The 22,643-nt window shown below is 66.9% G+C and carries 19 protein-coding genes, 3 tRNA genes and 3 pseudogenes; 7 read left to right on the plus strand and 18 right to left on the minus strand.

Annotation, left to right across the window (positions count from 1 at the left end):
• Positions 1-92 precede the first annotated feature (92 nt).
• A pseudogene (locus BLT81_RS05285) lies at positions 93-1,091 on the plus strand (IS481 family transposase).
• 74 nt (positions 1,092-1,165) lie between these two features.
• The gene (locus BLT81_RS05290; protein WP_019194958.1) at positions 1,166-1,759 is read left to right on the plus strand and encodes a hypothetical protein; all 594 of its coding nucleotides are present in this window, start codon (positions 1,166-1,168) and stop codon (positions 1,757-1,759) included.
• Here the strand turns inward: BLT81_RS05290 and BLT81_RS05295 are convergent.
• Both BLT81_RS05295 and BLT81_RS05300 read right to left on the minus strand, forming a co-directional pair.
• On the minus strand, positions 1,716-3,002 hold the full coding sequence (locus tag BLT81_RS05295) for a hypothetical protein (RefSeq protein ID WP_019194959.1): 1,287 nt from the start codon (positions 3,000-3,002) through the stop codon (positions 1,716-1,718). The genes BLT81_RS05290 and BLT81_RS05295 overlap by 44 nt on opposite strands.
• A 5-nt stretch (positions 3,003-3,007) precedes the next feature.
• Positions 3,008-3,943: a YibE/F family protein gene (locus tag BLT81_RS05300; protein WP_231286683.1), complete on the minus strand. Its 936-nt coding sequence runs from the start codon at positions 3,941-3,943 to the stop codon at positions 3,008-3,010.
• Here BLT81_RS05300 and BLT81_RS05305 point away from each other — a divergent pair.
• The 3 genes and pseudogenes from BLT81_RS05305 to BLT81_RS05315 form a co-directional block, all read left to right on the plus strand.
• Positions 3,847-4,345: pseudogene (locus BLT81_RS05305) on the plus strand (integrase core domain-containing protein); the annotation flags it as partial. The gene BLT81_RS05300 and the pseudogene BLT81_RS05305 sit on opposite strands and share 97 nt — an antisense overlap.
• A 90-nt stretch (positions 4,346-4,435) precedes the next feature.
• Positions 4,436-5,434, plus strand: coding sequence for an NADP-dependent oxidoreductase (locus tag BLT81_RS05310; RefSeq protein WP_019194961.1), 999 nt, complete (start codon positions 4,436-4,438; stop codon positions 5,432-5,434).
• 10 nt (positions 5,435-5,444) lie between these two features.
• Entirely contained in the window at positions 5,445-6,128 is a 684-nt protein-coding gene (locus BLT81_RS05315; RefSeq protein ID WP_019194962.1) for a type 1 glutamine amidotransferase domain-containing protein, read from the plus strand.
• 527 nt (positions 6,129-6,655) lie between these two features.
• Here the strand turns inward: BLT81_RS05315 and BLT81_RS05320 are convergent.
• The 9 genes from BLT81_RS05320 to panD form a co-directional block, all read right to left on the minus strand.
• A tRNA-Glu gene (locus BLT81_RS05320) sits at positions 6,656-6,728 on the minus strand.
• 79 nt (positions 6,729-6,807) lie between these two features.
• Positions 6,808-8,088 (minus strand): alpha/beta hydrolase, encoded by a 1,281-nt coding sequence (locus BLT81_RS05325; RefSeq protein ID WP_019194963.1) that lies wholly within the window; start codon positions 8,086-8,088, stop codon positions 6,808-6,810.
• 26 nt (positions 8,089-8,114) lie between these two features.
• Positions 8,115-9,317 (minus strand): chromate efflux transporter, encoded by a 1,203-nt coding sequence (gene chrA, locus BLT81_RS05330; protein WP_040421839.1) that lies wholly within the window; start codon positions 9,315-9,317, stop codon positions 8,115-8,117.
• Positions 9,318-9,334: 17 nt separating this feature from the next.
• The gene (locus BLT81_RS05335) at positions 9,335-10,453 is read right to left on the minus strand and encodes a cysteine desulfurase family protein (protein WP_019194965.1); all 1,119 of its coding nucleotides are present in this window, start codon (positions 10,451-10,453) and stop codon (positions 9,335-9,337) included.
• Positions 10,450-11,301, minus strand: a complete 852-nt coding sequence (nadC, locus tag BLT81_RS05340) for a carboxylating nicotinate-nucleotide diphosphorylase (protein ID WP_019194966.1) — start codon at positions 11,299-11,301, stop codon at positions 10,450-10,452. Before nadC ends, BLT81_RS05335 begins: the two co-directional genes overlap by 4 nt.
• A 17-nt stretch (positions 11,302-11,318) precedes the next feature.
• Positions 11,319-12,758: an L-aspartate oxidase gene (locus tag BLT81_RS05345; RefSeq protein ID WP_019194967.1), complete on the minus strand. Its 1,440-nt coding sequence runs from the start codon at positions 12,756-12,758 to the stop codon at positions 11,319-11,321.
• On the minus strand, positions 12,755-14,011 hold the full coding sequence (nadA, locus tag BLT81_RS05350; RefSeq protein WP_019194968.1) for a quinolinate synthase NadA: 1,257 nt from the start codon (positions 14,009-14,011) through the stop codon (positions 12,755-12,757). Before nadA ends, BLT81_RS05345 begins: the two co-directional genes overlap by 4 nt.
• A gap of 4 nt (positions 14,012-14,015) precedes the next feature.
• Complete coding sequence (locus BLT81_RS05355; protein ID WP_040421786.1) at positions 14,016-14,726, minus strand: NUDIX hydrolase; 711 nt, start codon at positions 14,724-14,726, stop codon at positions 14,016-14,018.
• A 91-nt stretch (positions 14,727-14,817) separates the two neighbouring features.
• Positions 14,818-15,234: an aspartate 1-decarboxylase gene (gene panD, locus BLT81_RS05360; protein WP_019194970.1), complete on the minus strand. Its 417-nt coding sequence runs from the start codon at positions 15,232-15,234 to the stop codon at positions 14,818-14,820.
• A gap of 139 nt (positions 15,235-15,373) precedes the next feature.
• Here panD and BLT81_RS05365 point away from each other — a divergent pair, with 139 nt between their 5' ends.
• Positions 15,374-15,667 carry a hypothetical protein gene (locus BLT81_RS05365; RefSeq protein ID WP_019194971.1) on the plus strand — a complete coding sequence of 98 codons (294 nt, stop codon included), beginning with the start codon at positions 15,374-15,376 and terminating at the stop codon, positions 15,665-15,667.
• 61 nt (positions 15,668-15,728) lie between these two features.
• Here the strand turns inward: BLT81_RS05365 and BLT81_RS05370 are convergent, their stop codons facing one another.
• Positions 15,729-16,718: an alpha/beta hydrolase-fold protein gene (locus BLT81_RS05370; RefSeq protein ID WP_051011578.1), complete on the minus strand. Its 990-nt coding sequence runs from the start codon at positions 16,716-16,718 to the stop codon at positions 15,729-15,731.
• Positions 16,719-17,189: 471 nt separating this feature from the next.
• Between BLT81_RS05370 and BLT81_RS12605 the strand changes: the two genes are divergently transcribed.
• On the plus strand, positions 17,190-17,663 hold the full coding sequence (locus tag BLT81_RS12605) for a hypothetical protein (RefSeq protein WP_156784085.1): 474 nt from the start codon (positions 17,190-17,192) through the stop codon (positions 17,661-17,663).
• Here BLT81_RS12605 and BLT81_RS05375 read toward each other — a convergent pair.
• The 6 genes and pseudogenes from BLT81_RS05375 to gltX all read right to left on the minus strand — a co-directional run bounded on the left by BLT81_RS05375 (position 17,583) and on the right by gltX (position 22,508).
• Positions 17,583-18,821, minus strand: coding sequence for an IS256 family transposase (locus BLT81_RS05375; protein WP_083337246.1), 1,239 nt, complete (start codon positions 18,819-18,821; stop codon positions 17,583-17,585). The two genes, BLT81_RS12605 and BLT81_RS05375, sit on opposite strands and share 81 nt — an antisense overlap.
• 191 nt (positions 18,822-19,012) lie before the next feature.
• Positions 19,013-20,161: a hypothetical protein gene (locus BLT81_RS12610; protein WP_156784086.1), complete on the minus strand. Its 1,149-nt coding sequence runs from the start codon at positions 20,159-20,161 to the stop codon at positions 19,013-19,015.
• Positions 20,162-20,238: 77 nt separating this feature from the next.
• Positions 20,239-20,436: pseudogene (locus BLT81_RS12615) on the minus strand (transposase-like zinc-binding domain-containing protein); the annotation flags it as partial.
• A 253-nt stretch (positions 20,437-20,689) separates the two neighbouring features.
• Positions 20,690-20,762: transfer RNA gene (locus BLT81_RS05380), tRNA-Glu, on the minus strand.
• Positions 20,763-20,786: 24 nt separating this feature from the next.
• Positions 20,787-20,858, minus strand: a tRNA-Gln gene (locus BLT81_RS05385).
• Positions 20,859-20,993: 135 nt separating this feature from the next.
• Positions 20,994-22,508, minus strand: a complete 1,515-nt coding sequence (gltX, locus tag BLT81_RS05390) for a glutamate--tRNA ligase (RefSeq protein ID WP_040421788.1) — start codon at positions 22,506-22,508, stop codon at positions 20,994-20,996.
• Positions 22,509-22,643: the final 135 nt, after the last annotated feature.

Raw genomic sequence — 22,643 nt, forward strand, 5'->3', positions numbered from 1 at the left:
TTCCCCGGGAGGTTGTGAACGGTGTGAGCGGATGGGGGAATCCTCCGGTAGTGGTGTAGGTATCCACACGAACACCGATCCGGAAGGCTTCCATGACACACCGTAACGCACCTTTGACCCCGACCGGCAGAGCAAGGATGGTTGAGCTGGTCATCACCCACGGATGGACGCAGCGCCGGGTCGCTGAACGCTTCCAGGTCTGACCAGCCACCGTCAACAGGTGGGTGAGCCGGGCACGCCGTGGCGAAGTGCTCACTGACCGGTCACACCGTCCGCGCACGTGCCCGCACCAGCTGCCGGTGCGCACCCAGCGCCGCATCATCAAACTGCGGTTTACCCGCCAGTGGGGCCCACACCGTATTGGCTACCACCTGGGAATTCCCCGTTCCACGGTTGGTCGGGTGCTGGCGCGCTACAACATGCCGAAACTAGTCTGCATCGACCAGGCCACCGGCCTGCCGGTGCGCACAGCACCACCAGTGCGCTATGAGCGCAGCCAACCCGGGGACATGATCCATGTCGACATCAAAAAGCTCGGTCGCATCCCCGACGGCGGGGGCTGGCGCGTGCACGGGCGTGGCTCTGAACAGGATCGCCGGGCGGGCCGCGCCCGCAACGCACAAAAACAGGCTGGTGCACCCGCCGGGCGCGAGTATTCCTACCTGCATCACGCCGTGGATGACTACTCACGGATGGCGTACTCGGAGATCCTTCCTGACGAGAAGAAGCACACCGCCGCCGGTTTTATGCGGCGTGCCTGCGCGTTCTTTTCCCTCCACGGTGTCGAGGTCACCCGGGTGATGACCGATAACGGAGCCTGCTACCGTTCCACGGCGTTCAACGCTGCCCTGGGCACGATTAAGCATGTCTCCACCAAGGCGTACCGGCCGCAGACCAACGGCACGGTCGAGCGGTTTAACCGCACCCTGATGCAGGAATGGGCCTACATCCGCCCATACACCAGTGAAAAGGCCCGGCAGCAGACGTATGCGGAATTCATCCACGACTACAACTACCATCGAGCCCACACCGCCATCGACGGCCTCACCCCCGCACAACGCGTTCACAACGTCACGGGGAAGTACACCTAGCGTGCTTGCGGGCCTGAGCGCCCGCGAAATGAGAGCGCGGCGAGCCGGGCCGCGCCCCCAAGAAAGGATCTTCCGTGCGCCCATCCGCCGCCCTCGCCACCGCCGCTGTGCTCTGCCTCGCCCTCGCGGGCTGCTCCACCGCCGCGCCCGCCACGACGAAGAAGGCGGAGGCAAAGGAGGAGAAGGCCAAGGAGGAGAAGGCCAAGGAGACGAAGGCGAAGTCCTCCACCGGCAAGAGCACCAGCAAGAGCACGAGCAAGAAGAAATCCACCACGAAGTCCTCCTCCGCCGCGGCCGCACCCGCCCAGGAGCCGAAGGAGGCGGCGCAGGCGCCCGGCGCTGCCGCCGCCCCGGCTGAGGTCGTCACCGAGTGCGCCTGGCCCAAGCAGGCGGAGGCGGGTCAGGGCGAGGAGTTCCAGCGCTTCTGCGACGGCACCTGGGCGCGCACCACCTTTCCCGAGGACGGCGACTACGTCTGGAAGGCGCAGGGCACCAACTGGGTGAGCATCACCCCCGCCGGGGAAACCGAGTCAGGCGAGGTCTGCTTCAACGAGGCGGCCCCCGGGGCGCCCCCGAAGCGGTGCGCAAGGACCTGGACCTTTGCCCCGCCGAGCCAGCCGAGAGCTAGGCGCCCGCCCACGTCTCCCAGCGCGCCTTGCCCTCCCTGAACGCCAGGGGAACCGCCCGGAGAATCTCCTCCGCAGTGGTGGGGGCGCCGTCGGCCGCGATACCCGCGGCCAGGGCATAGAGGCCGACAGCCTCGTCCGGGGCGTAGCCCGGGGAGGGGTCCTCCGGAACCACGCGGGGGCGGTCGGCGAGGAACCTCTCCATGGAGACCTCCATCCGGGCCAGAGAGGCGGCGATGAGCCCGATGAGGACGTCCCGGCCGCCCGGGGTGTCGACCCACGGCACCCCGGCGTCGTGAACCGTCCAGATCCCCGCCGGTTCCTCTCCGCTCTGTTTCCGCAGCGGCTGGACCACCAGCGCCCTTTCCCCCGGCACCACGATCACGACCTTCTCGTCCCTCGCACGGCGCAGGGCCTCCTCCCGGGTCAGGCCGTCCACGAGCAGAACCCGCCCGAAGGACCCCACGATCTCATCGCCGCTGACCCGAACGCGGGCATCGCCGAAAGGCTCGACCCCGGGGTGGTCGACGCCCGCGCGTACCGCCCCGGCGCCGGCGCGCAGGGCGGCCTCCGCGCGCAGCCGGGCCGCCGCCCCGTCGCCGTCGACGCGCACCGAAGCCTCCGGCTCGACGGTGCGCGGCACGTGCACCGCCGAGAGCGGCCGGCGCAGGGGGTTCGCGCCCGCGTTGTAGCGGGCGTACTGGCCCAGCAGGTCCGGGGAGAGACTGCCCTCTCCCCGGGCCACGACGACCTGGCCGCAGGCGGGGTGCAGCGCGTGGGCCGCGTTCAGCCCGTGCGGGGCGACGGTGACGTCGGCACGGACGAAGGCAGGTTTGCGCACGTGGGCGTAATCACCGTGGGCGGGGTGGCTACCCCGTTCCCGCACCACGCGGAATCCCGCATCGGTGTGGCTGTCGGCGGCGATCCCGGCCGGGGTGCCCACCGACACAACCGTGGAGCTGGCGCGGGAGCGGTCCAGGTAGTCGATCAGGGCGTCGGGCAGCTCAGTGGCGCCGAGGGCCTCGACGATGATGGCATGGTGGGGGTCGGCGGGGACGTCGTCAAGCGTGCGGGCGCCGTCGCCGAGGATGTCGACCTCCCGGCCGCGCCCGGCCAGCTCCTCTGCGGCCCCGAGCACAGCCGAGCGGTAGGGCGAGTCCCCCACCGCGACGAGGGCGGCGCCGGTGTTGTCCGCCACCTCCTCCACCACAGAGACGATCTCCTCCGTGAGGCGCGGTGGCACTCCAGCGTCGAGGATAGTTTGGGAGCTGGAAACGAGCAGCATGGGTGCTAGCGTACCCGCGCGCGGCCCGCCGTCAGGGCGGCGATGACCGTGGTGGCGGGCACCGCGAGCGCCAGGCCCATCGCGCCGACTGCGGAGCGCAGCAGCTCCGTGGCCACCACGTCGGAGGCCAGGACCTGCCCCAGGGGCCGGTCCACCACGGCGAGCAGCAGCGTCATCGGCAGGGCCGCACCAACGTAGGCCAGCACCAGCGTGTAGACCATCGAGGCGATGTGGTCGCGCCCCACGCGCATCGCCGAGGAGAACAGCTGCGCCGGGCCGGCCCCCGGGTTCGCCTCCGCCAGCTCCGCAACGGTCGACGCCTGGGCGACGGTCGCGTCGTTGAGCGCTCCCAGCGTCCCGATGATGAAGCCGGCGAGCATGAGCCCGGTGACGCTCACGGTGGGGAGGTAGAGCTGGATGAGCAGGTTCGAGTCGTCGGCAAGCCCGCGCAGGCTCGTCGAGCGGATGACCACGTGCGCCAGTCCCGCCGAGGCGGCCAGCGACGCCAGGGTCCCGCCCAGGGCGGAGGCGGACTTCCAGTTGGCGCCGTGGACCAGGAACATGACGGGAAACAGGATCGCGGACCCGGCGACGACGGCCAGGGGGATCGGCGGGCCGCCGCGCAACAGGGCGGGGACGAGGAAGACGCCGATGGCCAGCAGCGTCCATGCCAGGCCGGCGAGCGCCCGTGCGCCGCGCCACGCGCCCGCGGCGATGACCGCTGCGGCCGTCACCGCGAGCCACAGGGCGAGCGGCGTTGAGCGGTCCATGTCCAGGAAGGAATAGGAGGGCTGCCCGCTCTGGCGCGCGAGCCGGATGCGCTCGCCGATGGCGAAGGAAGGCTCGCCGGGCGGGCCGCGCCCGCAACGCACAAAGGCAGGCTGGTGCGCCTGCGGGGCGGGGATATTCCTACCTGCATCACGCCGTGGATGATTACTCACGGATGGTGTACTCGGAGATCCTGGCCGATGAGAAGAAAGATACCGCGGCCGGGTTTATGCGGCGCGCCTGCCAGTTCGTCACCGAGCAAGGCATCGAGGTCACACGGGTGATGACCGATATCGGAGCCTGCTACCGTTCCAAGGCGTTCAACGCTGCCCTGGGCACGATTAAGCATGTCTCCACCAAGGCGTACCGGCCGCAGACCAACGGCAAGGTCGAGCGGTTTAACCGCACCCTGATGCAGGAATGGGACTACATCCGCCCATACGCCAGCGAAAAGGCCCGGCAGCAGACGTATACGGAATTCATCCGCGACTACAACTGTCATCGAGCCCACACCGCCACCGGTGGCCTCACCCCCCGCACAACGCGTTCACAACGTCACGGGGAAGTACAGCTAGGGTGCTCCAAGGCTAGGGCCGCGACGGTCCCCTCGCCTCGCGCGTATGGTCGGTGGAGGAACTACACGCGAAGCGCAAAGGAGATTTTTCGTGACCACGACCACCCAATGGGTCCTGGCCTCCCGCCCGCAGGGCACCCCGACCGCGGAGAACTTCCGCCTGGAAACGGCGCAGCTGCCCGCCCTCGAGGACGGGCAAATCCTCGTTGAAAACACCCTCGCCAGCGTGGACCCCTACATGCGCGGGCGGATGAACGACGAAAAGTCCTACATCGAGCCCTTCCAGATCGACGAGCCGCTCACCGGCACCGCGATCGGCACCGTCACCGAGTCGCGTTCCGACGCCTTCGCGGTCGGCGACACCGTCCGCCACTTCCAGGGCTGGCGTTCCCACGCCATCCTTCCCGCCGAGAAGGCCGAGGCGATCGACACCGACGCCGCGCCCGCCGAGGCGTACTTGGGCGTGCTGGGCACGACGGGCCTGACGGCCTACGCCGGCCTCACCGCGGTCGGCGAGATGAAAGAGGGCGACGTCGTCTTCATCTCCGGCGCTGCCGGCGCGGTCGGCTCCGCCGCGGGGCAGATTGCCAAACAGCTCGGCGCGTCCCGCGTCATCGGCTCCGCCGGCTCGCCCGAGAAGGTCGACTACGTCACGAGCCTCGGCTTCGACGCCGCCTTTAACTACAAGGACGGCGACGTCACCGAGCAGCTCGGCGAGGCCGCACCGGAGGGCATCGACTTCTACTTCGACAACGTCGGCGCCGACCACCTCGAGGCCGCGATCCACCACATGAACACGTTCGGCCGTATCGCCATGTGCGGCGCGATCGCGCAGTACAACAACCGCGATAAGGCTACGGGCCCGCGCAACCTCTTCCAGGCCGTTGGCAAGTGCATCACGCTGCGCGGTTTCGTGCTGGGCCAGTACCGCCACCTAGACACGGAGTTCCAGGAGCGCATCGCGCCGCTCGTCCTCGACGGCTCCATCACCTACGAGACCACGGTGCGGGAGGGACTGGAGAAGATGCCGGAGTACTTCCTTGAGCTCTTCGAAGGCACCAATACCGGCAAGATGGTCGTCAAGCTGTAAGGAGGTTCCCATGCCCCGCGCGCTCTTTGTTCTGTCGGCCGCGAAGCACATCACGCTTAACGACGCCACAACCCACCCCACCGGGTTTTGGGCCGACGAGTTCGCCACCCCGTACCGCACCTTCGCCGACGCGGGCTGGGACATCGACGTGGCCACCCCCGCCGGCCGCGCCCCCACCCCGGACCCTGTGAGCCTGGACCCAGAGACGGGCAACCCAGACGCGCTCGACGGCCTCGACGAGGTGCTCGATACCCCGCTCGCCCTTGAGAAGGTAACCTCTGCCGATTACGACCTCGTCTTCTACCCCGGCGGCCACGGCCCCATGGAAGACTTGGCCGTCAACGAGGACTCGGCGGCCCTTCTCACCGCCCGCCTCGAGGACAACGCCCCCGTGGCGCTTCTGTGCCACGCCCCGGCCGCGGTCGTGGCCACCGCCGACGGCGAGGGCGCTTCGCCCTTCCAGGGCCGCGCCCTGACGGGCTTTTCCAACGAGGAGGAGCGCGCTGGGGGCCTCGCTGACAAGCTGGAGTGGCTCGTGGAGGACCGCCTCATCGAGCTCGGCGTGGACTATATCAAAGCCGACGAGCCCTTCGCCGCGCGCGTCGTCGCCGACGGGGCACTCTACTCCGGCCAAAACCCCGCGTCCGCCGGCCCGCTCGCGCAGCTGATCCTCGACGACTTCAACGAGGAGTAAGCCCGCGGGCTCGACTGCGAAAGGTGCCCCGTTTCCGCTCTCCCGAGGGCGCACGGCCTCCGGGAAGGGCGAAGGAGCAGAACGCGTGTCTGATCTCCAGGGTTGTTACTGGCCAGCAGGCATAAACCGGAATGGCACCCGCATGTGCTCGGCGGGTGCTGGCGAGCTTTCCCCGTGAAGAGAGACCGGCCACGATGCTTCGGCCGCGCTGTGCGCGTGGAGAAAAACGGCAACACCTATAAGGGACGCCACGGTGGCGTTGCACACGTCCCCGCCGACCGCGCTCAGGCCGGTGACCTTCACGTTTTCTTTTCGTCGTGCCGCCTCCACGGCGGCATCGCCCGGCGGGGCCCGGCACCACGGGTAAACCGTTGTGGCTCGTCCACGTGCCCACCCGTGGCGATCCTCACCGCGTCTACGACCACGTTGGACCACGTTGGGCTGCTTTTCGCTCTTGGTCCGCCCACCAGAAGGAGATAAACGAGCGGGGCGGCCGGTTCATCACCGGCCGCCCCGCTCCTGCTCTGTACCCCGTACGGGATTTGAACCCGTGTTACCGCCGTGAGAGGGCGACGTCCTAGGCCGCTAGACGAACGGGGCGCGTTCGCTTGTCGTTTGCGACTCGTTCACCTTAATCCACCCCGCGCCGGTTCAACAAATCACGTGTTCAGAGCGCCTTTTATTCCACTCCGAGCGCGGGCCCAATGGTGCGCCAGCTCGCGCGCAGCTCGTCTTCGAACAAGCCCCAGGTGTGGGTGCCCTCGGGCACCTCGTACCAGTCGACGTTCAACCCCGCGTTCCGGGCCTCGTTGACGAAGTGCGCCGAGCAGGCGTAGGAGGCGCCCTCGAGGACCATCGGGAAACCGAGCCGCTGCACGCGCGACGACAGGGGCGAGCCGCCGTCGATGGGGCCGGGCACGCCCATGGACGCCGCGACGAACAGGTCGACGCCGCGTAGCGCCTCGAGGTTGAGCAAGGGCGAATGCTCTACCCAGGCGGGGTTGCCGGGAAGTCCCCACATCTTCACCGGGTTGCCGCCGTTCATGGTGACGGCGGACGACGTCCACGCGCCCCCGATCGCCCCGGTGGTTGCGGGACAGCCGGAGAACGAGCCCGCGGCGACGTAGCGCTCCGGGGCGTAGCTAGCGATGGACAGAGCCGGTCCCCCGGACATGGAGACCCCAGCGATCGCGTCGCGTCCGGTGCCGTGGAACATGGCGTCGACAAGCGCGGGAAGCTCCCGCGTCATGTACGTCGACCAGCGGTTGATGCCCGTGGCGGGGTCCTCGTCGTACCAGTCGGCCTGCATGGACGAGACCGATCCCTTGGGGGTGACCACGTTGACCAGTTTGTCGGCGAAGAAGCCCTCGTAGTCGGTGGCGGTGCGCCACGTGATGCCGCCGCTCGCGCCGTCCGCGCCCATCATCAGGTAGAGCGTGGGCCGCGGCTCGGTGTTCTCAGGACCGCCCGGCAGCAGGATTTCGTTTGCCACCTCGCGCTGCATCGAGGGGGAGAAAACGGTCAGCTCGTAGACGTTGCCCTCAAGGTGGGTCAGGTCGACGAACTCCGCCGGCGGCGCGCTCAGGTCCGGGTGGGTCGGCGTGGTGTCGACGATCCCCGAGCTCAGCGTCTGACCGCTCGAGCCGATCCCCTGGTAGAGGCTGGACCCGAAGATGCCGCGGCCCAGGATCGCGAGCATCACAGACGGCACGGCAAGAACGGGTACCTCGGACAGCATGCTAAGCGACGCAAACGGCACGCTCGCCGCATCGATCACGCTCGAGCCCGTGTAGCTGGGTTGCCCGGTAACGACAGACGACAGGGGGTTGACCGTGGACAGGGTGACGGTGTCCGGCGGCAAAGCCTGGGCGTTCGCGGCGGGCGCCGCCGCGGCGGCGGCAAGCGCGAGGGCAGTGGCGAGGGAGGCTGCAGCACAGCGGTTGACGTATCCACGACGCATTATGCAACAGTAACGCGGCGCGCCGCTTAGAAGAAAATTGCCCCGAGTGCGGCTGCTGCGATGACCACCGCCCACGCCGGGATCTTCCACCCCTGCAACGCGGTGAACGCCGCCACAGCGAGCGCCATCGTGGCCGTGCCGGTAATGCCGGCGGTGAAAACTGGGTCGTACAACGCGGCGCCGAGGATGCCCACGACGGCGGCGTTTGCGCCCGCGAGCACCCCGGCCGCGGCGCGGTGGTGGCGCAGCGTCTCCCAAAACGGCATGGCCCCGATGACGAGCAAAGCGGCGGGCGCGAAGATCGCCACCGTGGCCACGATCGCACCCCACCACCAGCTGATCCCCTCGGCGCTCGCGCCGAGGAAGGAGGCGAAGGTAAACAGAGGTCCCGGCACCGCCTGGGCGGCGCCGTAGCCGGCGAGGAACGTGTCGTGGTCGACCAGCCCGGTCGGCACCGTGGCCTGCTCCAGCAGCGGCAGCACCACGTGGCCGCCGCCGAAGACGAGGGCGCCGGCGCGGTAGAAGGTGTCGAAGATTTGCACCCCGACCGCGCCCACGGCGCGGCTCAGGACGGGCAGCAGCACAAGGCCAGCAGCAAAGAGGACAAGGCAGGTCACCGCAATCGGGCGCGACACCCGCGAGGGGGCCCGCTGCTCCGCCTCCCCATCCGGCGCCGGGGTATTCGCGCCGCGCAGGAGCGCCCAGCCGCCGAACGCGCCGAGGACGATCACGCCAACCTGCACGAAGGGTGTGGACATCAGCAGGACCGCAATAGCGGCGGCCGCCGCGATGAGGGCTCGCCACTTGTCGGTGACCAGGTTGGTCGCCATGCCGAGCACCGCGTGGGCAACCACGGCCACCGCGGCCGCCTTCAGGCCCGTGAGCCATCCGGCGCCCTCGATGTCCCCGAGGGTGGCCACGCCGAGCGCGAACACCACCATGAGCAGCACGGATGGCAGTGTAAACGCCACCCACGCCGCGGCCATGCCAAGGTACCCGGCGCGGCGCAGCCCGAGCGCCATGCCCACCTGGCTCGAGGCCGGGCCGGGCAGGAACTGGCACAGGGCCACCAGGTCCGCGTATTCCCTCTCCCCCAGCCACTGGCGGCGCTGGACGAATTCTTCGCGGAAGTAGCCGAGGTGGGCGACGGGCCCGCCGAAGGACGTCAGGCCCAGGCGCACAAAAGCGCCGAAGACTTCCCCACCACTGCCAGTTTTCTGTTCAGCCACCGCTCTAGAGTGCCACATCACCCATTCGCGCGCTCGACCTCACGGCGCAGCACCTCGACGATGCGGGAAATCTCGGCGCTGCTCAGCGGGGCGGGCAGCGTGAAACGCAGCGCGGACCGGGCGAGGTCGGCGTCGACGCCCATGGCCAGCAGGACGGGCGAGGGCTCGGACTGCCCGGCGCGGCAGGCGGAGCCCGAGCTGACGGCGTAGCCGGCGACGTCGAGGGCAACGAGCAGTGCCTCGCCGCTGACGCCGTCGACGACGAAGGAGGCGTGGTTGGGCAGGCGCTGCTCCCTGTGCCCGGTCAGACGCAACCCGGGCACGCCGTCCTCGACGGCGCGGATTAACTCGTCGCGTGAGCGCATGAGCGCGACGGCCCGGGTGCCGGCGCGGGCCGCGTGGGCGGTGACGGCCGCGGCGAAGCCCGCGATGCCGGCGACGTTGTGGGTGCCGGAGCGCCTCCCGGCTTCCTGCCCGCCGCCGTGGATGACCGGCTCGAGTGCAACGTCGCGCGGCAGGATGAGCGCGCCGACGCCTTGGGGCCCGCCGAATTTGTGGGAGGCGATGGCCATGCTGGCTACGTTGGGGCCGGGCCAGCCGCTGGGGCCGAGGCTGAGCGGCAGGTTCGCCGCGGCCTGGACGGCGTCGACGTGGCAGGGCGCGGCGGCAGGCAGCTCGCCGAGGTCGGACACGGTGCCCACCTCGCCGTTGGCGAGGCCGACGGCGATGAGCGAGGCGTCGGCGGGAGGGCGGGTGTCCACGGTGGCGTCGCTGTCGACAGGGAGGTAACGCACCTCGAAGCCGTGGACGCGGGCGAGGTAGTCGCAGCTGGCCAGGACCGAGGAGTGCTCGACGCGGGTGGTGTAGATGCGCCGGGTGCCGGGCGCAGCGAGGGCGCGGCCGATGATGCCCAGGTTGTTTGCCTCCGTCCCGCCGGCGGTGAAGATCACTCCGTCGGGGCGCACGCCGAAGGCGGCGGCGACCTGCTCGCGGGCCGACTCGACCTCGCGGGCGGCCCATTGCCCCGCCGAGTGCACGCTCGACGGGTTGGCGTTTCCTGCGTCCCAGACGCGCAGCATGGCCTCGCGAGCCTCGGGGTGCAGCGGGGCTGTGGCGGCGGCGTCGAGGTAGGTCATAGGGCGGCTTCTGTAATCTCGTCGAGCCCCAGATCGAGCGCGCCCGCGCTGTGGGTGAGCTTGCCCACGGAGATGACGTCGACCCCGGTCGCGGCGATCGCGGCCACGGTGTCGAGGCTGACGTTGCCACTCGCCTCGGTGGCGGCGCGGCCGCCGATCAGGGCGACGGCCTCGCGCAGCTGGTCGGGGGCGAAGTTGTCCAGCATGATGCTGTCGACCCCGGCGGCAAGGACGGGTTCGATCTGGTCGATGCGGTCAACCTCGACCTCGATGTGGGTGGTGTGACCGACGCGAGAGCGGATGAGGCGCAGCGATTCGGTGACGGTTCCGCCGAGTGCGGCCAGGTGGTTGTCCTTGACCATGACGGCGTCCGACAGGCCGTGGCGGTGGTTGTGTCCCCCGCCGGCGCGCACGGCGTGCTTTTCGAAGACGCGCAGGCCCGGCGTGGTTTTGCGGGTGTCCACGATGCGCACGTCGTAGCCCTCGGCGGCCGCGACGTAGCGCGCGGTGAGCGTGGCCACGGCGCACATGCGTTGCGCGAAGTTCAGGGCGACGCGCTCCGCGGTGAGGATGCCGCGGGCGGGGCCTTCGATGAGCGCTAGGCGGTCGCCGGCGTCGAAGCGCGTCCCGTCGGCGGCGAGCCCGGTGACGGCGATCGCGGGGTCGGTGAGCGCGAACGCGGCGCGCACGACCTCTCCCCCGGCGAAGACGCCCGGCTCGCGGGCGACGAGCGCGACGCGCAGGCGGGCGTCGGCGGGGATGGCGGCGTGGGCTGTGATGTCGCCCCAGGGCGCGTCCTCGTTTAAGGCTGCGGTGACGGCCGCGGTGATGGCGTGGTGGGTGAGCATGGTGGCCTCCTTAGACCTTAGACGGCGCGCAGGTAGATCGGTCGCGCCTGGGCGGGGTCGGTGTCGGGGTGGTCGAGGCGGCGGTGGGCGCCGCGCGATTCCGTGCGGTGGGCCGCGGCTGCGGCCATGAGCAGGCCGGTTGCGGCGGCGATGCTCCCGTTGCCGCGCAGGGCGCGGGCGGTGCCTGTGATCGTCTCGCCGGTGCGCTCGACGGCAAGGCCGGCGCCGATAGCTTCGCGGGCGGCGCCAGCGTCGCCGCGACGATTCGGATCCGGTAGGGCCACGTCGAGGACCTCGCCCGCGATCTCGGGCGCGTGCCACGGTTCCCCGGCCGCCGCGGCCCGCCCGGCGGCGGCGCCGAAGACGAGGCCCTCGAGAAGCGAGTTCGAGGCCAGCCGGTTCGCCCCGTGCACCCCGGTGCGCGCGACCTCGCCGACCGCGTACAGCCCAGGCACGCTCGTGCGCCCGGCAAGGTCGGTCACGATCCCTCCCATCGAGTAGTGCGCGGCCGGGGCGACGGGGACGAGCTCGCGCGTCCAATCGAGCCCGGCCTGCGCCAACCGTGCGCTGATCCCGGGGAAGCGACGGGATAGGTCGTCGACGTGGCGGGCGTCGAGGTACACGGCTCCGGTGCCGGTGCCGGTATCGGTCTGGCGCTCGCGGTGGACCCCCGCGGAGACGACGTCGCGCGGGGCCAGCTCGCCGCGCGGGTCAACCTCGAGCAGGAATCGGGTGCCATGGCCGTTGATGAGGTGCGCCCCGGCACCGCGCACGGCCTCCGAGATGAGGGCGCCGGTGCCCTCCAGCACCGTCGGGTGGAACTGGACGAACTCCATGTCCGCCAGCAGCGCGCCGGCGCGGGCGGCGGCGACGATGCCCGCACCCGTCGCCTCGGGCGCGCCGGTCGAGAGGGGGTAGACGCCGCAGTAGCCTCCCGTGGCGAGGATGACCGCGTCCGCGCTGAGGGTGGTCAGGCCGGTGATGTGGCCGTCGACACGCGACAAGCTCAGCTCCTTGCTTCGCGGAGCGTGGTGAATGCGCGGGGTGGAGAGCGCGCGGGTAATGAGGAAACGGTGCAGCTCAGCGCCGGTGCGATCGCCGCCCGCGTGCGTGATGCGCGGCGCGGAATGCGCTCCCTCGAGCCCGAAGCCGGGGTCGGCGGGAAACCCGTCCCCAAGCAGGGCGCGGACCTGGCGTGCGCCGCGCTCGGCGAGGTAAGTCGCCGCATGCGTATCGACGAGCCCGGCACCCGCCTCGATCGTATCGCGCGCGTGCGCCTCCGGCGTGTCGCTCGGGCCGATCGCCGCCGCGATTCCGCCCTGGGCGAGCTGGGTCGAGCCGGGGCTGGAGGCGATGTCCTCGCCGGGATAGACGAGCGTGACCTCCGCCTCGCGCGCGGCGGCGCACGCGGCGCTCAGGCCCGCGACGCCGGCGCCAACGACGACGACGTGCCTCATGGCTTCGCCGCGAGCATGCGCTCGAGCGCGACGCGGGCGTCGGCGGCGACGTCGTCGGGCACGACGATGCGGTTGGTGATCTCCCCTTCGACGAGCGACTCAAGCACCCACGCGAGGTAGGCCGGGTGGATGCGGTACATCGTCGAGCACGGGCACACCACCGGGTCGAGGCAGAAGATCGTGCGGTCCGGGTACTGCTGCGCCAGCCGGTTCACCATGTTGATCTCGGTGCCGATGGCCAGCACGTCGCCGGGCTTCGACGCCTCCACTTCGCGACGAATCACCTCCGTCGACCCCGACACGTCCGCCGCGTCGACGACGGGCGCCGGGCACTCCGGGTGGACGATGACGCGCACCCCGGGGTACTCCGCGCGCGCTCGCTCGATCTGCGCCACCGTGAAGCGCTTGTGCACGGAGCAGAACCCGTTCCACAGGATCACCGTGGACTGCTCCACCTGCTCGGGTGTGTTGCCGCCGAGCGGCTGGTGCGGGTTCCACATGATAATCTGCTCGTCCGGAATGCCCATCGCGCGCGCCGTGTTGCGTCCCAGGTGCTGGTCGGGCAGGAAGACGACGCGCTCGCCGCGCTCAAAGACCCACTCGAGCACTGTGCGCGCGTTGGACGACGTGCACACGATGCCGCCGTTGCGCCCGCAGAACGCCTTGATGGCGGCCGAGGAATTCATGTACGTCACCGGCACGAGCGGCGCCTTGGCACCGTCGCCCCTCGTGGGCAACACGCGGGTGAGCTCCTCCCAGCACGCCTCGACCTGGCCGATCGAGGCCATGTCCGCCATGGAGCACCCCGCCGCGAGGTTCGGCAGGATCACGGCCTGGTTGTCGCCCGAGAGGATGTCGGCGGTCTCCGCCATGAAATGGACGCCACAGAAGACGAAGGCCTCCGCCTCCGGGTGCTTCTTCGCGGCCTGGGCAAGGTTGAACGAGTCGCCGACGAAGTCCGCGAACTTCACAATTTCGTCGCGCTGGTAGAAGTGGCCGAGGATTTTCACTCGGTCCCCGAGCTCCTTCCTCGCCTGCTCGATCATGGCGTCGAGCTCTGCAGGGCTCGCCTCGGTGTAGCGCGAGGGTACCGCGCCCTGTCTGGGCGCGATCTGCGGGAAGCGGTCTGCCTGGGAGGCACCGGGGCCATAGGAGTGGTTCTGGTCCACCTCCCAGGGCTCGGCGGGAAGCTGCGAGTCGCAGGTAGACTCCTTCCCCGCTGCGGTGAGGATGAGGTTGGTCACGGATGGCATGGTGTTAATCCTGTCTGGCGTTGTTGTCTGCGAATCGGTAAAACTTCGCCGGGCGGTGCTTCGCCCCCGCCTGGGTCACCCCGGTTTCCACGATCTCTCCGGAGGACAACGCCTGGCGGCGGAAGTTCGCCGGGTCGACGCGCTTGTCCACAATGACCTCGTGGACCTCGCGCAGTTGCGCGAGGGTGAAGTGGCGTTCGAGGAAACGGTGCGCCACAAAGGTCTGGCTAGCGCGGCGCTGGAGCCGCTGGATACCTGTGTGGATGATCTCGGCGTGGTCGAATGCCAACTCGGGCAGGCGGCTGGTGGGAAACCAGGCGACGTGTGGGTCGTCGATACGCGCCGCGGACTCGAAGTCCGACTCCCGGTACTGGGCCCAGTACGCGATGGTGACGGTGCGTTCGGCCTGTGCGGAACGTTCCACGGAACCGAAGGCGTAGAGCTGCTCGAGGTAGTTCGGCTCCGCCTGCGTCGCGGCGACGAGGGTCTCGCGCGCCGTCTGGGTCAGCGTTTTGTCCCACTGCGTGGGCCCTCCGGGCAGCGCCCACGCCCCTTTGTAAGGCGGGCGGGTGCGTTGCACCAGCGGGACCCAGAGTCCCTGCGGCGTGTCAGCAGGTCGATGAGGAGGGGCCAGGGAAAAGGCCACGGTGGACACCGCCACCGACGGGCCGTGCATTCTCCGTTCGGCGACGTTGAGGCTGTGCCACCCCCGCATACGCCCCTCCTGCGACTCATAAGCGTTAGTTAGTGTCAGATCGACCTTAACTAAGGGTAGGGCGCGGTCCGGGGGCGGTCAAGAAAATGATTCAGTCCTGCGGGTGGCGGGGGTTAAGCAAGCCGGACCCCTCGGGCGCGTGCGCCGGGTCCTGTCCCTCGACGAGCGCCCTATTGGACCCGTCGACGAACACGATGCGCGGGCGATAGTCTTTCAGGTCCTCCGCGCCGTACTGGGCGTAGCCGATGATGATGACGAGGTCCCCGGGGCTGATCAGGCGAGCGGCGGCGCCGTTGATGCCGATGACGCCGCTGCCCCGGTCGCCAGTGATGGCGTAGGTGGTGAGCCGGTTGCCGTTATTGATGTCCACGATGTCAATCTGCTCGCCCTCGAGGATGTCGGCGGCATCCATCAGGTCAGCGTCGATGGTGCAGGAGCCCACGTAGTGCAGGTCAGCCTGCGTCACGGTAGCCCGGTGGATCTTGGATTTCAGCATGGTGCGCAACACGCCGAAAACTCTATTCCCCCCGCTCCCCGATCGCCTAACCATGTGCTCTTCGCCACCTTTTTGAAAACGTATTGAAAACGCGGTACGGATCGTGTTTAATGAAAACGTACTGAAAACAGACACTCAAGGAGGGACCCTCATGAGCACGCACACCATCCACGACACCCACGAACACACCCACGGCGAGGGCTGCGGCCACGTGGCCGTCCCCCACGGCGACCACGTCGACTACGCCCACGACGGCCACCTCCACCGCGAGCACGACGGCCACTGGGACGAGTGCGAGACCTCCGAGCACCACGTGCACGAGGACCACCCGCACGTCCACGGCGAGGGCTGCGGCCACGTGGCTGTCCCCCACGGCGACCACGTCGACTACATCCACGACGGTCACCGCCACGCCGCCCACGACGGCCACTGGGACGACCACTAATCGCTCCCCACGCACGCGGGCGCGGACGCACGTTTTCGGTGCGTCCGCGCCTTTTCTTTCGCTACTCGACGCCCAAAGCCCGGCCAATTGTTACCCGGGTCGCCGGGAGCTGGCGGCGGAACAGTCCCCAGTCGCGGGTGCCCTCGTTGAACTCGTAGACGTCGACGTCGAGCCCCGCGTAGCGCGCCTGGTCGACGAAGCAACGGGTGCAGGTGTACGCGAACTGCTTGTCGACGACCAACAGCGGCGCCGCGGAATCCTTGACGGGCTCGTCCGTGTCGGCAGGGACGCCGCGCGACGCGGCGGCGAAAAGCGTGAGGCCCCGCATATCGTCGAGGTGGAGCACCGGCGAGTGTGCGGCCCACGCTGGGTCCGCCGAGCTACCCCACAGGTTCTTCGGGTCCGCCCCGCAGAAGCGCGCGGTGGAGGATGCGAACGCCTGCCCGAGCGCGCCCGTCGTGGACTGGCGGCTGGAGTAGGTCCCGGCCACCTTAAAGCGCTCCTCGAGCGTGGCGATGTGCAGGGCGGCCCCGCCCGACACCGACATCCCCGCGATGGCGTCGTGTCCCGTGCCGTGGAACTGGGCGCCGATAAGCGAAGGAAGCTCCTTCGTCAAATAGGTCGTCCACGTGTCCAGGCCGAGAGTGGGCCCCCTTCGACCAGCCCGCCTGCTGAGGACCGATCGCGCCGCGCGGCGTGACCACGTTGATGAGCTTGTCTCGGAAGAAGTCGGGCGCGCCGCCTCCCGCGCTGGAGGAGGCAGGAAGTAGGGCGCGGCGCGGTGTTGTCCGCCCCCCTCGGTCAGGACGAGGTCGTTGGTAATGTTGCGCTGGATCGACGGCGAGTACACCGTGAGCTCCCACAGGTTGTTGCGCACGTGCTTGAGGCCGACGAACTCCCCCGGCGGGGCCTCTGGGTCCGGGAAAAAGTCGGCGAGGTCCACGCCACTGGAGCCCAGCTTCGAGCTGGTTTCGAAGGCGAAGCGCTCGAAGGAGAGGTAGCCGACGAGCCCGCCCATGAGCGCCGAGATGAGCAGCGCAGGAAGCGCCACCGGGTCGTTATCGGAGCGGAAGCTGGCGAAGGCTGCGGCGATGGGGAGTTTTCACCCAAAACTTTACCTGACAGTAACCTTGGAAATTACTTGTTCCCACCGCATAGCTCGCCGTGTGGGGGTTCATGAACCGTCCCAAGTTCGGCCCCGTTTGAGCAGACGACGGCGCATAAACGACGGAGCCTGGTCAACACAACACCGCCCGGCATCACCAACGCAGCCTCCTTTACACGGCTCAACGATCTCCTCACTGCTGACGCGAGCCCGGCCGCCGTCGCTCCCCGGGCCGACAGCAGCCCAACCACTCTGCAGAGCCGATTCGAACAGTTTTGACTCATCGACGTACCTGATCCCACACCCCGCCCACACCAGCACCTACACCGCAGCCGGCTGCCTGCTCGCCGCGGCCACCGCCGACCACGTCATCGCCCGTCCCTGGCGCCGGCGCGAACCACAGCCTCCTACACCGTCTTGTTCGAGCGCTTCGCCGCCACACTGATCGTGATCACCCACGGCGGCCCAAAAGCCGCAAGCGCGATCAAGAACAGCAGGCCCACCAGCAAAGTGCAACGCTGCCTGCTCCACATCCAACGCGTCGTGCACCGTCACACCACCTCCCAACCGCCAATCGACGCCGAACGGGCAATCTACCAACTCGGCTTGAACCTGACGAAGATCCACACCCTCAACGCGGTTTTGACTTCGAGGCTTAACGGGGGGCGCTCTCCCGCGCGAGGAAGCGTGGCGCCGGCAGCAACGTCCCAAAAACTGGTCAAGTCCACGGTGGTGGTGTATCTGCCTTCCGATATGAACAAGCAGGATGACGGTGTCAGGGGCCGTCACGAGCTCGGTGCTGGCGTGGGCTCATGCAACCTCCTGAGTGGATTCGCCGGCATCAATGACGGTGGCTGTCATCATCGTCTTGGTCTGTTCCAGGCTGGTTAGCGACATGTAGCGTTTCTGCTGGATCCAATCATCGTGTTGCTCGGCGAGTACCGCCCCGACCAGACGCACGACGGCGTCGCGGTTGGGGAAGATCCCCACGACGTCGGTGCGACGTCTGATCTCCCGGTTGAGCCTTTCAGTGGGGTTGTTTGACCACACCTTCGTCCACACCGCTTTCGGCGCGTTCGTAAACGCCAGCAGGTCGTCCAAGGATTCCTCCAGGTAATCCGCCACATGGGGGAACTTCTGCTGGCAAAACTCAATGACGTCTCGGGCCTGGTCCCACACGGCCTGGGCGTCGGGTTGTTGGAAGATCGTGTGAAACATCGCCGACAATGTCGGCCACTGGGTTTTCGGCACCATCGATGACAGATTCTTCGCGAAATGGGTGCGGCACCGCTGCCAGGATGCGTTGGGTAGGCAGTCACCCACAGCGGCTTGGATGCCTAGGTGGGCGTCGCTGGTGACCAGGTACACCTGATCCAGGCCCCGGGCTTTCAGGTCGCGGAAGAACCCGGTCCACGACGCGGCCGATTCGGCGGTGGCGACCTGCATACCAAGCAACTCCCGGTACCCGTCGGCGTTAACCCCGGTGGCCAGCAGCACGCTGGTTTTGACGACGCGCCCGCCTTCACGCACCTTCATCGTCAGCGCGTCGCAGGAAACATAGAGGTAGGGGCCGGTGTCCAACGGGCGGGTGCGGAAGTCTTCGACCATCACGTCGAGTTCTTTGGCCATGGTAGACACCTGTGACTTCGACAGGTTGGTGATCCCGAGGGTGGCGACAAGGTCGTTCATGCGGCGGGTGGAGACCCCCTTGAGGTAGCAGGTGGCTACGACGGTGGCCAGGGCGCGTTCTGCTCGTGAGCGGCGCTCCAACAACCAGTCGGGGAAGAATGATCCGTGGCGAAGTTTCGGGATTCTCACGTCGATGGTGCCCACGCGTGTGTCCAGGTCGCGGTGGCGGTAGCCGTTTCGGTGGTTGGTGCGGGTGTCGCTGACTGTGGCGTAGTCGGCCCCGCAGATGCTGTCTGCTTGGGTGGAGAGGATCTGGTTGATGAAGTCCTGCAGCATCTGACGCATCAGATCCGGGGATGCTTGGGCGAGCAGCTCATCAAGGTAGGCGGTCGGGTCGATATGATTGGGTCCAGCGGTCATCGCGTTGGTTCCTTTCGAGGAGATGTTGGAATTGATTCGAAAGGTACTGCGGTGGCCGCCTCACACGTTCATGAGGTCCCTCACCGACAGTCACAGGTACACCACGCTAGCGGACGCAACCCAAAAACTCACCGACGCACGACCCGCCTGGGCGTGATCGCGCCCCATTGGCCTAGGAAGCGGAAGTTATCTCAACCTGTTACGCGATAGATAGAAACGGGAATGACGTAGGGTGCTCCTATCCCGGATTCGCCAGCTAGCTCGCTTATTCCATCGAGTGCAAAACCACCGCCGCTCGCTGTGGGTCTTTCTAACGAAAAAGAATGAACGGTGAACTGAGGAGAGCCATCGATCGGTTGAGTGGCTACATTAATGGAATCTCCCTCAATGGTTGCAGATACTGGTCGTTGTCCTTCTGGCAGTAGCGGACCAGACTCAACTATGGATTGTTGGGAAAGATCGACTGTTGATATCGTGCCCTGCTGAGAGAACTGGCGAACTTTCCCTTCCGTCACTTGCGTAGAGCGATTGATCCCAGGGGAAGGTAAACCACTCATAGAGCCCACGTAGTCAAGGGAACGAGGGGGTTCTTCGTTCCCGAGCCTAAAGATATCAATCCCTTCTTGCTCATTCGCGACCGCTATATAGGATTTCTCATCACCGCATCCGAGAGCGGTAAATGGCTCAGAAACTACACCTTTCTGAAGTAAAGGCACTGCATTTTCAACGACTTCACCCTCGGCGCCCATTCGGGCAACCGTTAGTGTCCTGCCGACACTATCATTTTGCTCAAACCAGACGACGGATCCGTCGTCACAGGATCGCACTGAAGATGGGACGTTGTCCCTCACACTTGTGTTAATGCTTTCTCCGACAATTGACACGATCAACCGTCTATACGGTTGGCTCTCGTTACCAACATTGAAAGTCCATGCAGCCGCTTCTCCATTGGAGGCCCCAGTTGCCGTAGCCATCGTAGGAAAACCCAATCCTGGAATTCTTTGGCTCGTTTTTTCTTGGAGACTGCCGTCTAGAAATACGATCCGATCGCGGTCGGGGACAATATACCCGTCTTGAAGCCTCTGCAAGGAGGGGTAGTAGACGGGTGCAGTTTTGAAAACCGGCTTCACGCTTTCGTCACTGGCCGCAAAAACAACGTTGCGATTGGTCGACACAAGTGAACCAGATACGGGGGTTGAGAGTCCTACCCATTGCCATGTGGGCGCATCCTCCGCAATTTCAGCAATGGGGGGCGGTTCTGTTGCGGTGCAGGAAGAGAGAAATAGACAGCATCCGCATAGCGCGAGCCAGGAAAAATTCAATTTAAGGGATCCCTTCATCAACACCACTCCTAATAATACTTGGTTTGCCCCGGGTTTAGTGGAGGGTAGGAATGTGGAAAAAGGAACTCTACACATGCGATCTGCCTCAGGGCGGTGGTCGATGTGCAGTGCTCGATGAATTGTCGAAACACCGCTTGGCTGGTGATATCGCTGCGGGTTTTGGTGGTCGATGCACCGCAGATTTTGCAGCGCCACCGAGCGGTGCCGTTGGATGTGGTTCCGTTGCGTTTCATTTCCCCACCGCAGTGGCAGCGTGGTCGGTTCTTCGGCATTGAGCCACCACACCACCTGCTCCTACCACATCAACCACGCCACACCGGGGATATACGACCACAACAGCGGATATACGCCCTTGGGGCATATACTTTCGGAAACCACAAAGGTCAGACACCGGAAATCACCGATTCCAGACACACTTTTTGACCCTTAACCCTTTGTCGTTTAACCCTCGTTTAACCCCACAACAAAAAGACATAAAGGAGCGGGGCAGCCCGGTTCATCACCGGCTGCCCCGCTCCTACTTTGTACCCCGTACGGGATTTGAACCCGTGTTACCGCCGTGAGAGGGCGACGTCCTAGGCCGCTAGACGAACGGGGCAAGGACTAGCAGATGGCTCTGCAGCTGGCCTACCTGGACTCGAACCAAGAATGACGGTACCAGAAACCGTTGTGTTGCCAATTACACCATAGGCCATCGTTTTTCAGATCCTGCCACTCTTTCGAGCTGCTCTCTCTGAACAACGTGAATTACTATAACCATCACGCTGGCGACGAAACAAATCGCCAGCTCAACGGCATTAAAAGCCGCACCGTAATGACACCCGCGTAACTAGCCAGCAGCCACGTACGGGGTCACCGCGCGGGCGGCCCGCAAGCGCGCCAGGGTCGATTTCTTGCCCAACAGCTCCATCGACTCGAACAGCGGCGGCGAGACCGCCTCGCCCGAGATGCCAACGCGCAGGGCACCGAACGCGGTACGCGGCTTGAGCTCGAGGTCGTGAATGAGGGCCTTGTTCAGGGCGTCCTCAATGTACGCGGTGCTCCACTCCCCTTCATCGATGGCCTCCAGGGCGGCAATGCCGGCGTCGAGAGGCTCTTCGGCGGCCTGCTTGAGGTTCTTGCGCGCGGCCTTCTCGTTGAGTTCGAGGTCCTCGTCGGCGGTGACGAGGAACTTGAGCAGCCCGTAGGCGTCGGACAGTACCTTGATGCGCGTCTGCACAAGCTCCGCCGCGACGGCGAACTTTTCGGCCGGGTAATCAGCCGGGAAGTCGGTGAACTCGGTGAGGTAGTTGCGCAGGCGCTGCTCGAAATCCGCAGGATCGAGCAAGCGAATGTGGTCGGCGTTGATCGCTTCGAGCTTCTTTTGGTCGAAGCGGGCGGGGTTGCCGAGGACGTCGGAGACGTCGAAGGCCGCGACAAGCTCATCAACGGTGAAGATGTCCTTGTCCGCGGACAGCGACCAGCCCAAAAGCGCGAGGTAGTTAATCATTCCCTCGGGGATGATGCCGTTGTCCCGGTGGTTGAACAGGTTGGACTCGGGGTCGCGCTTGGACAGCTTCTTGTTGCCCTGACCCATCACGAAAGGAAGATGCGCGAACTTCGGGGTGAAGTCGGTGACGCCGATGCGCTGCAGTGCGGCGTACATCGCCAGCTGGCGCGGGGTCGACGACAGCAGGTCCTCGCCGCGCAGCACGTGGGTGATCTGCATGAGCGCGTCGTCGACCGGGTTGACCAGGGTGTACAGGGGCGCGCCGTTAGAGCGGGCGACCACATAGTCGGGCTGGGTCTCAGACCTGAAGGTCACCTCGCCGCGCACCAGGTCGGTCCAGGTCCAGTCCTGGTCCGGCATGCGCAGGCGCCAGACGGGCTTGCGGCCCTCGGCCTCGTAGGCTGCGATTTGGGCGTCGGAAAGCTCGCGGTCAAAGTTGTCGTAGCCGAGCTGCGGGTCGCGGCCGGCGGCTTTGTGGCGCTCCTGCACCTCCTCGTTGGTGGAGTAGGACGGGTAGACCTCGCCGGCTTCGATGAGCTTATCTAGGACGTCCTTGTAGATGCCCATGCGCTGCGACTGGCGGTAGGGCTCGTGCGGGCCACCCTTGACCACGCCCTCATCCCAGTCCAGGCCGAGCCAGGTCAACGAGTCGATGATCGCCTGGTAGGACTCCTCGGAGTCGCGGGCGGCGTCGGTGTCTTCGATGCGGAAGACGAGGGTGCCGCCGGAGTGGCGGGCCTGCGCCCAGTTGAACAGGGCTGTGCGCACCAGACCCACGTGCGGGGTTCCGGTCGGCGACGGGCAGAAACGGACGCGCATCGGCGCGCGAGCAGGGGAATCAGTCATGCCCGCCATGGTACTGACCCAAGCGGATTCCCCTGGGGGCAGGTCCGCCACCCGACGGGGGTAATGAAAATCTTTTTCACGAGGCGCCACAACGGCCTACAAGCTGGCCGAACGAGGCTACAGCGGGGGTAGGTCCGCCGCCTG

It is taken from the genome of Corynebacterium timonense, from assembly GCF_900105305.1.
Classification (GTDB): domain Bacteria; phylum Actinomycetota; class Actinomycetes; order Mycobacteriales; family Mycobacteriaceae; genus Corynebacterium; species Corynebacterium timonense.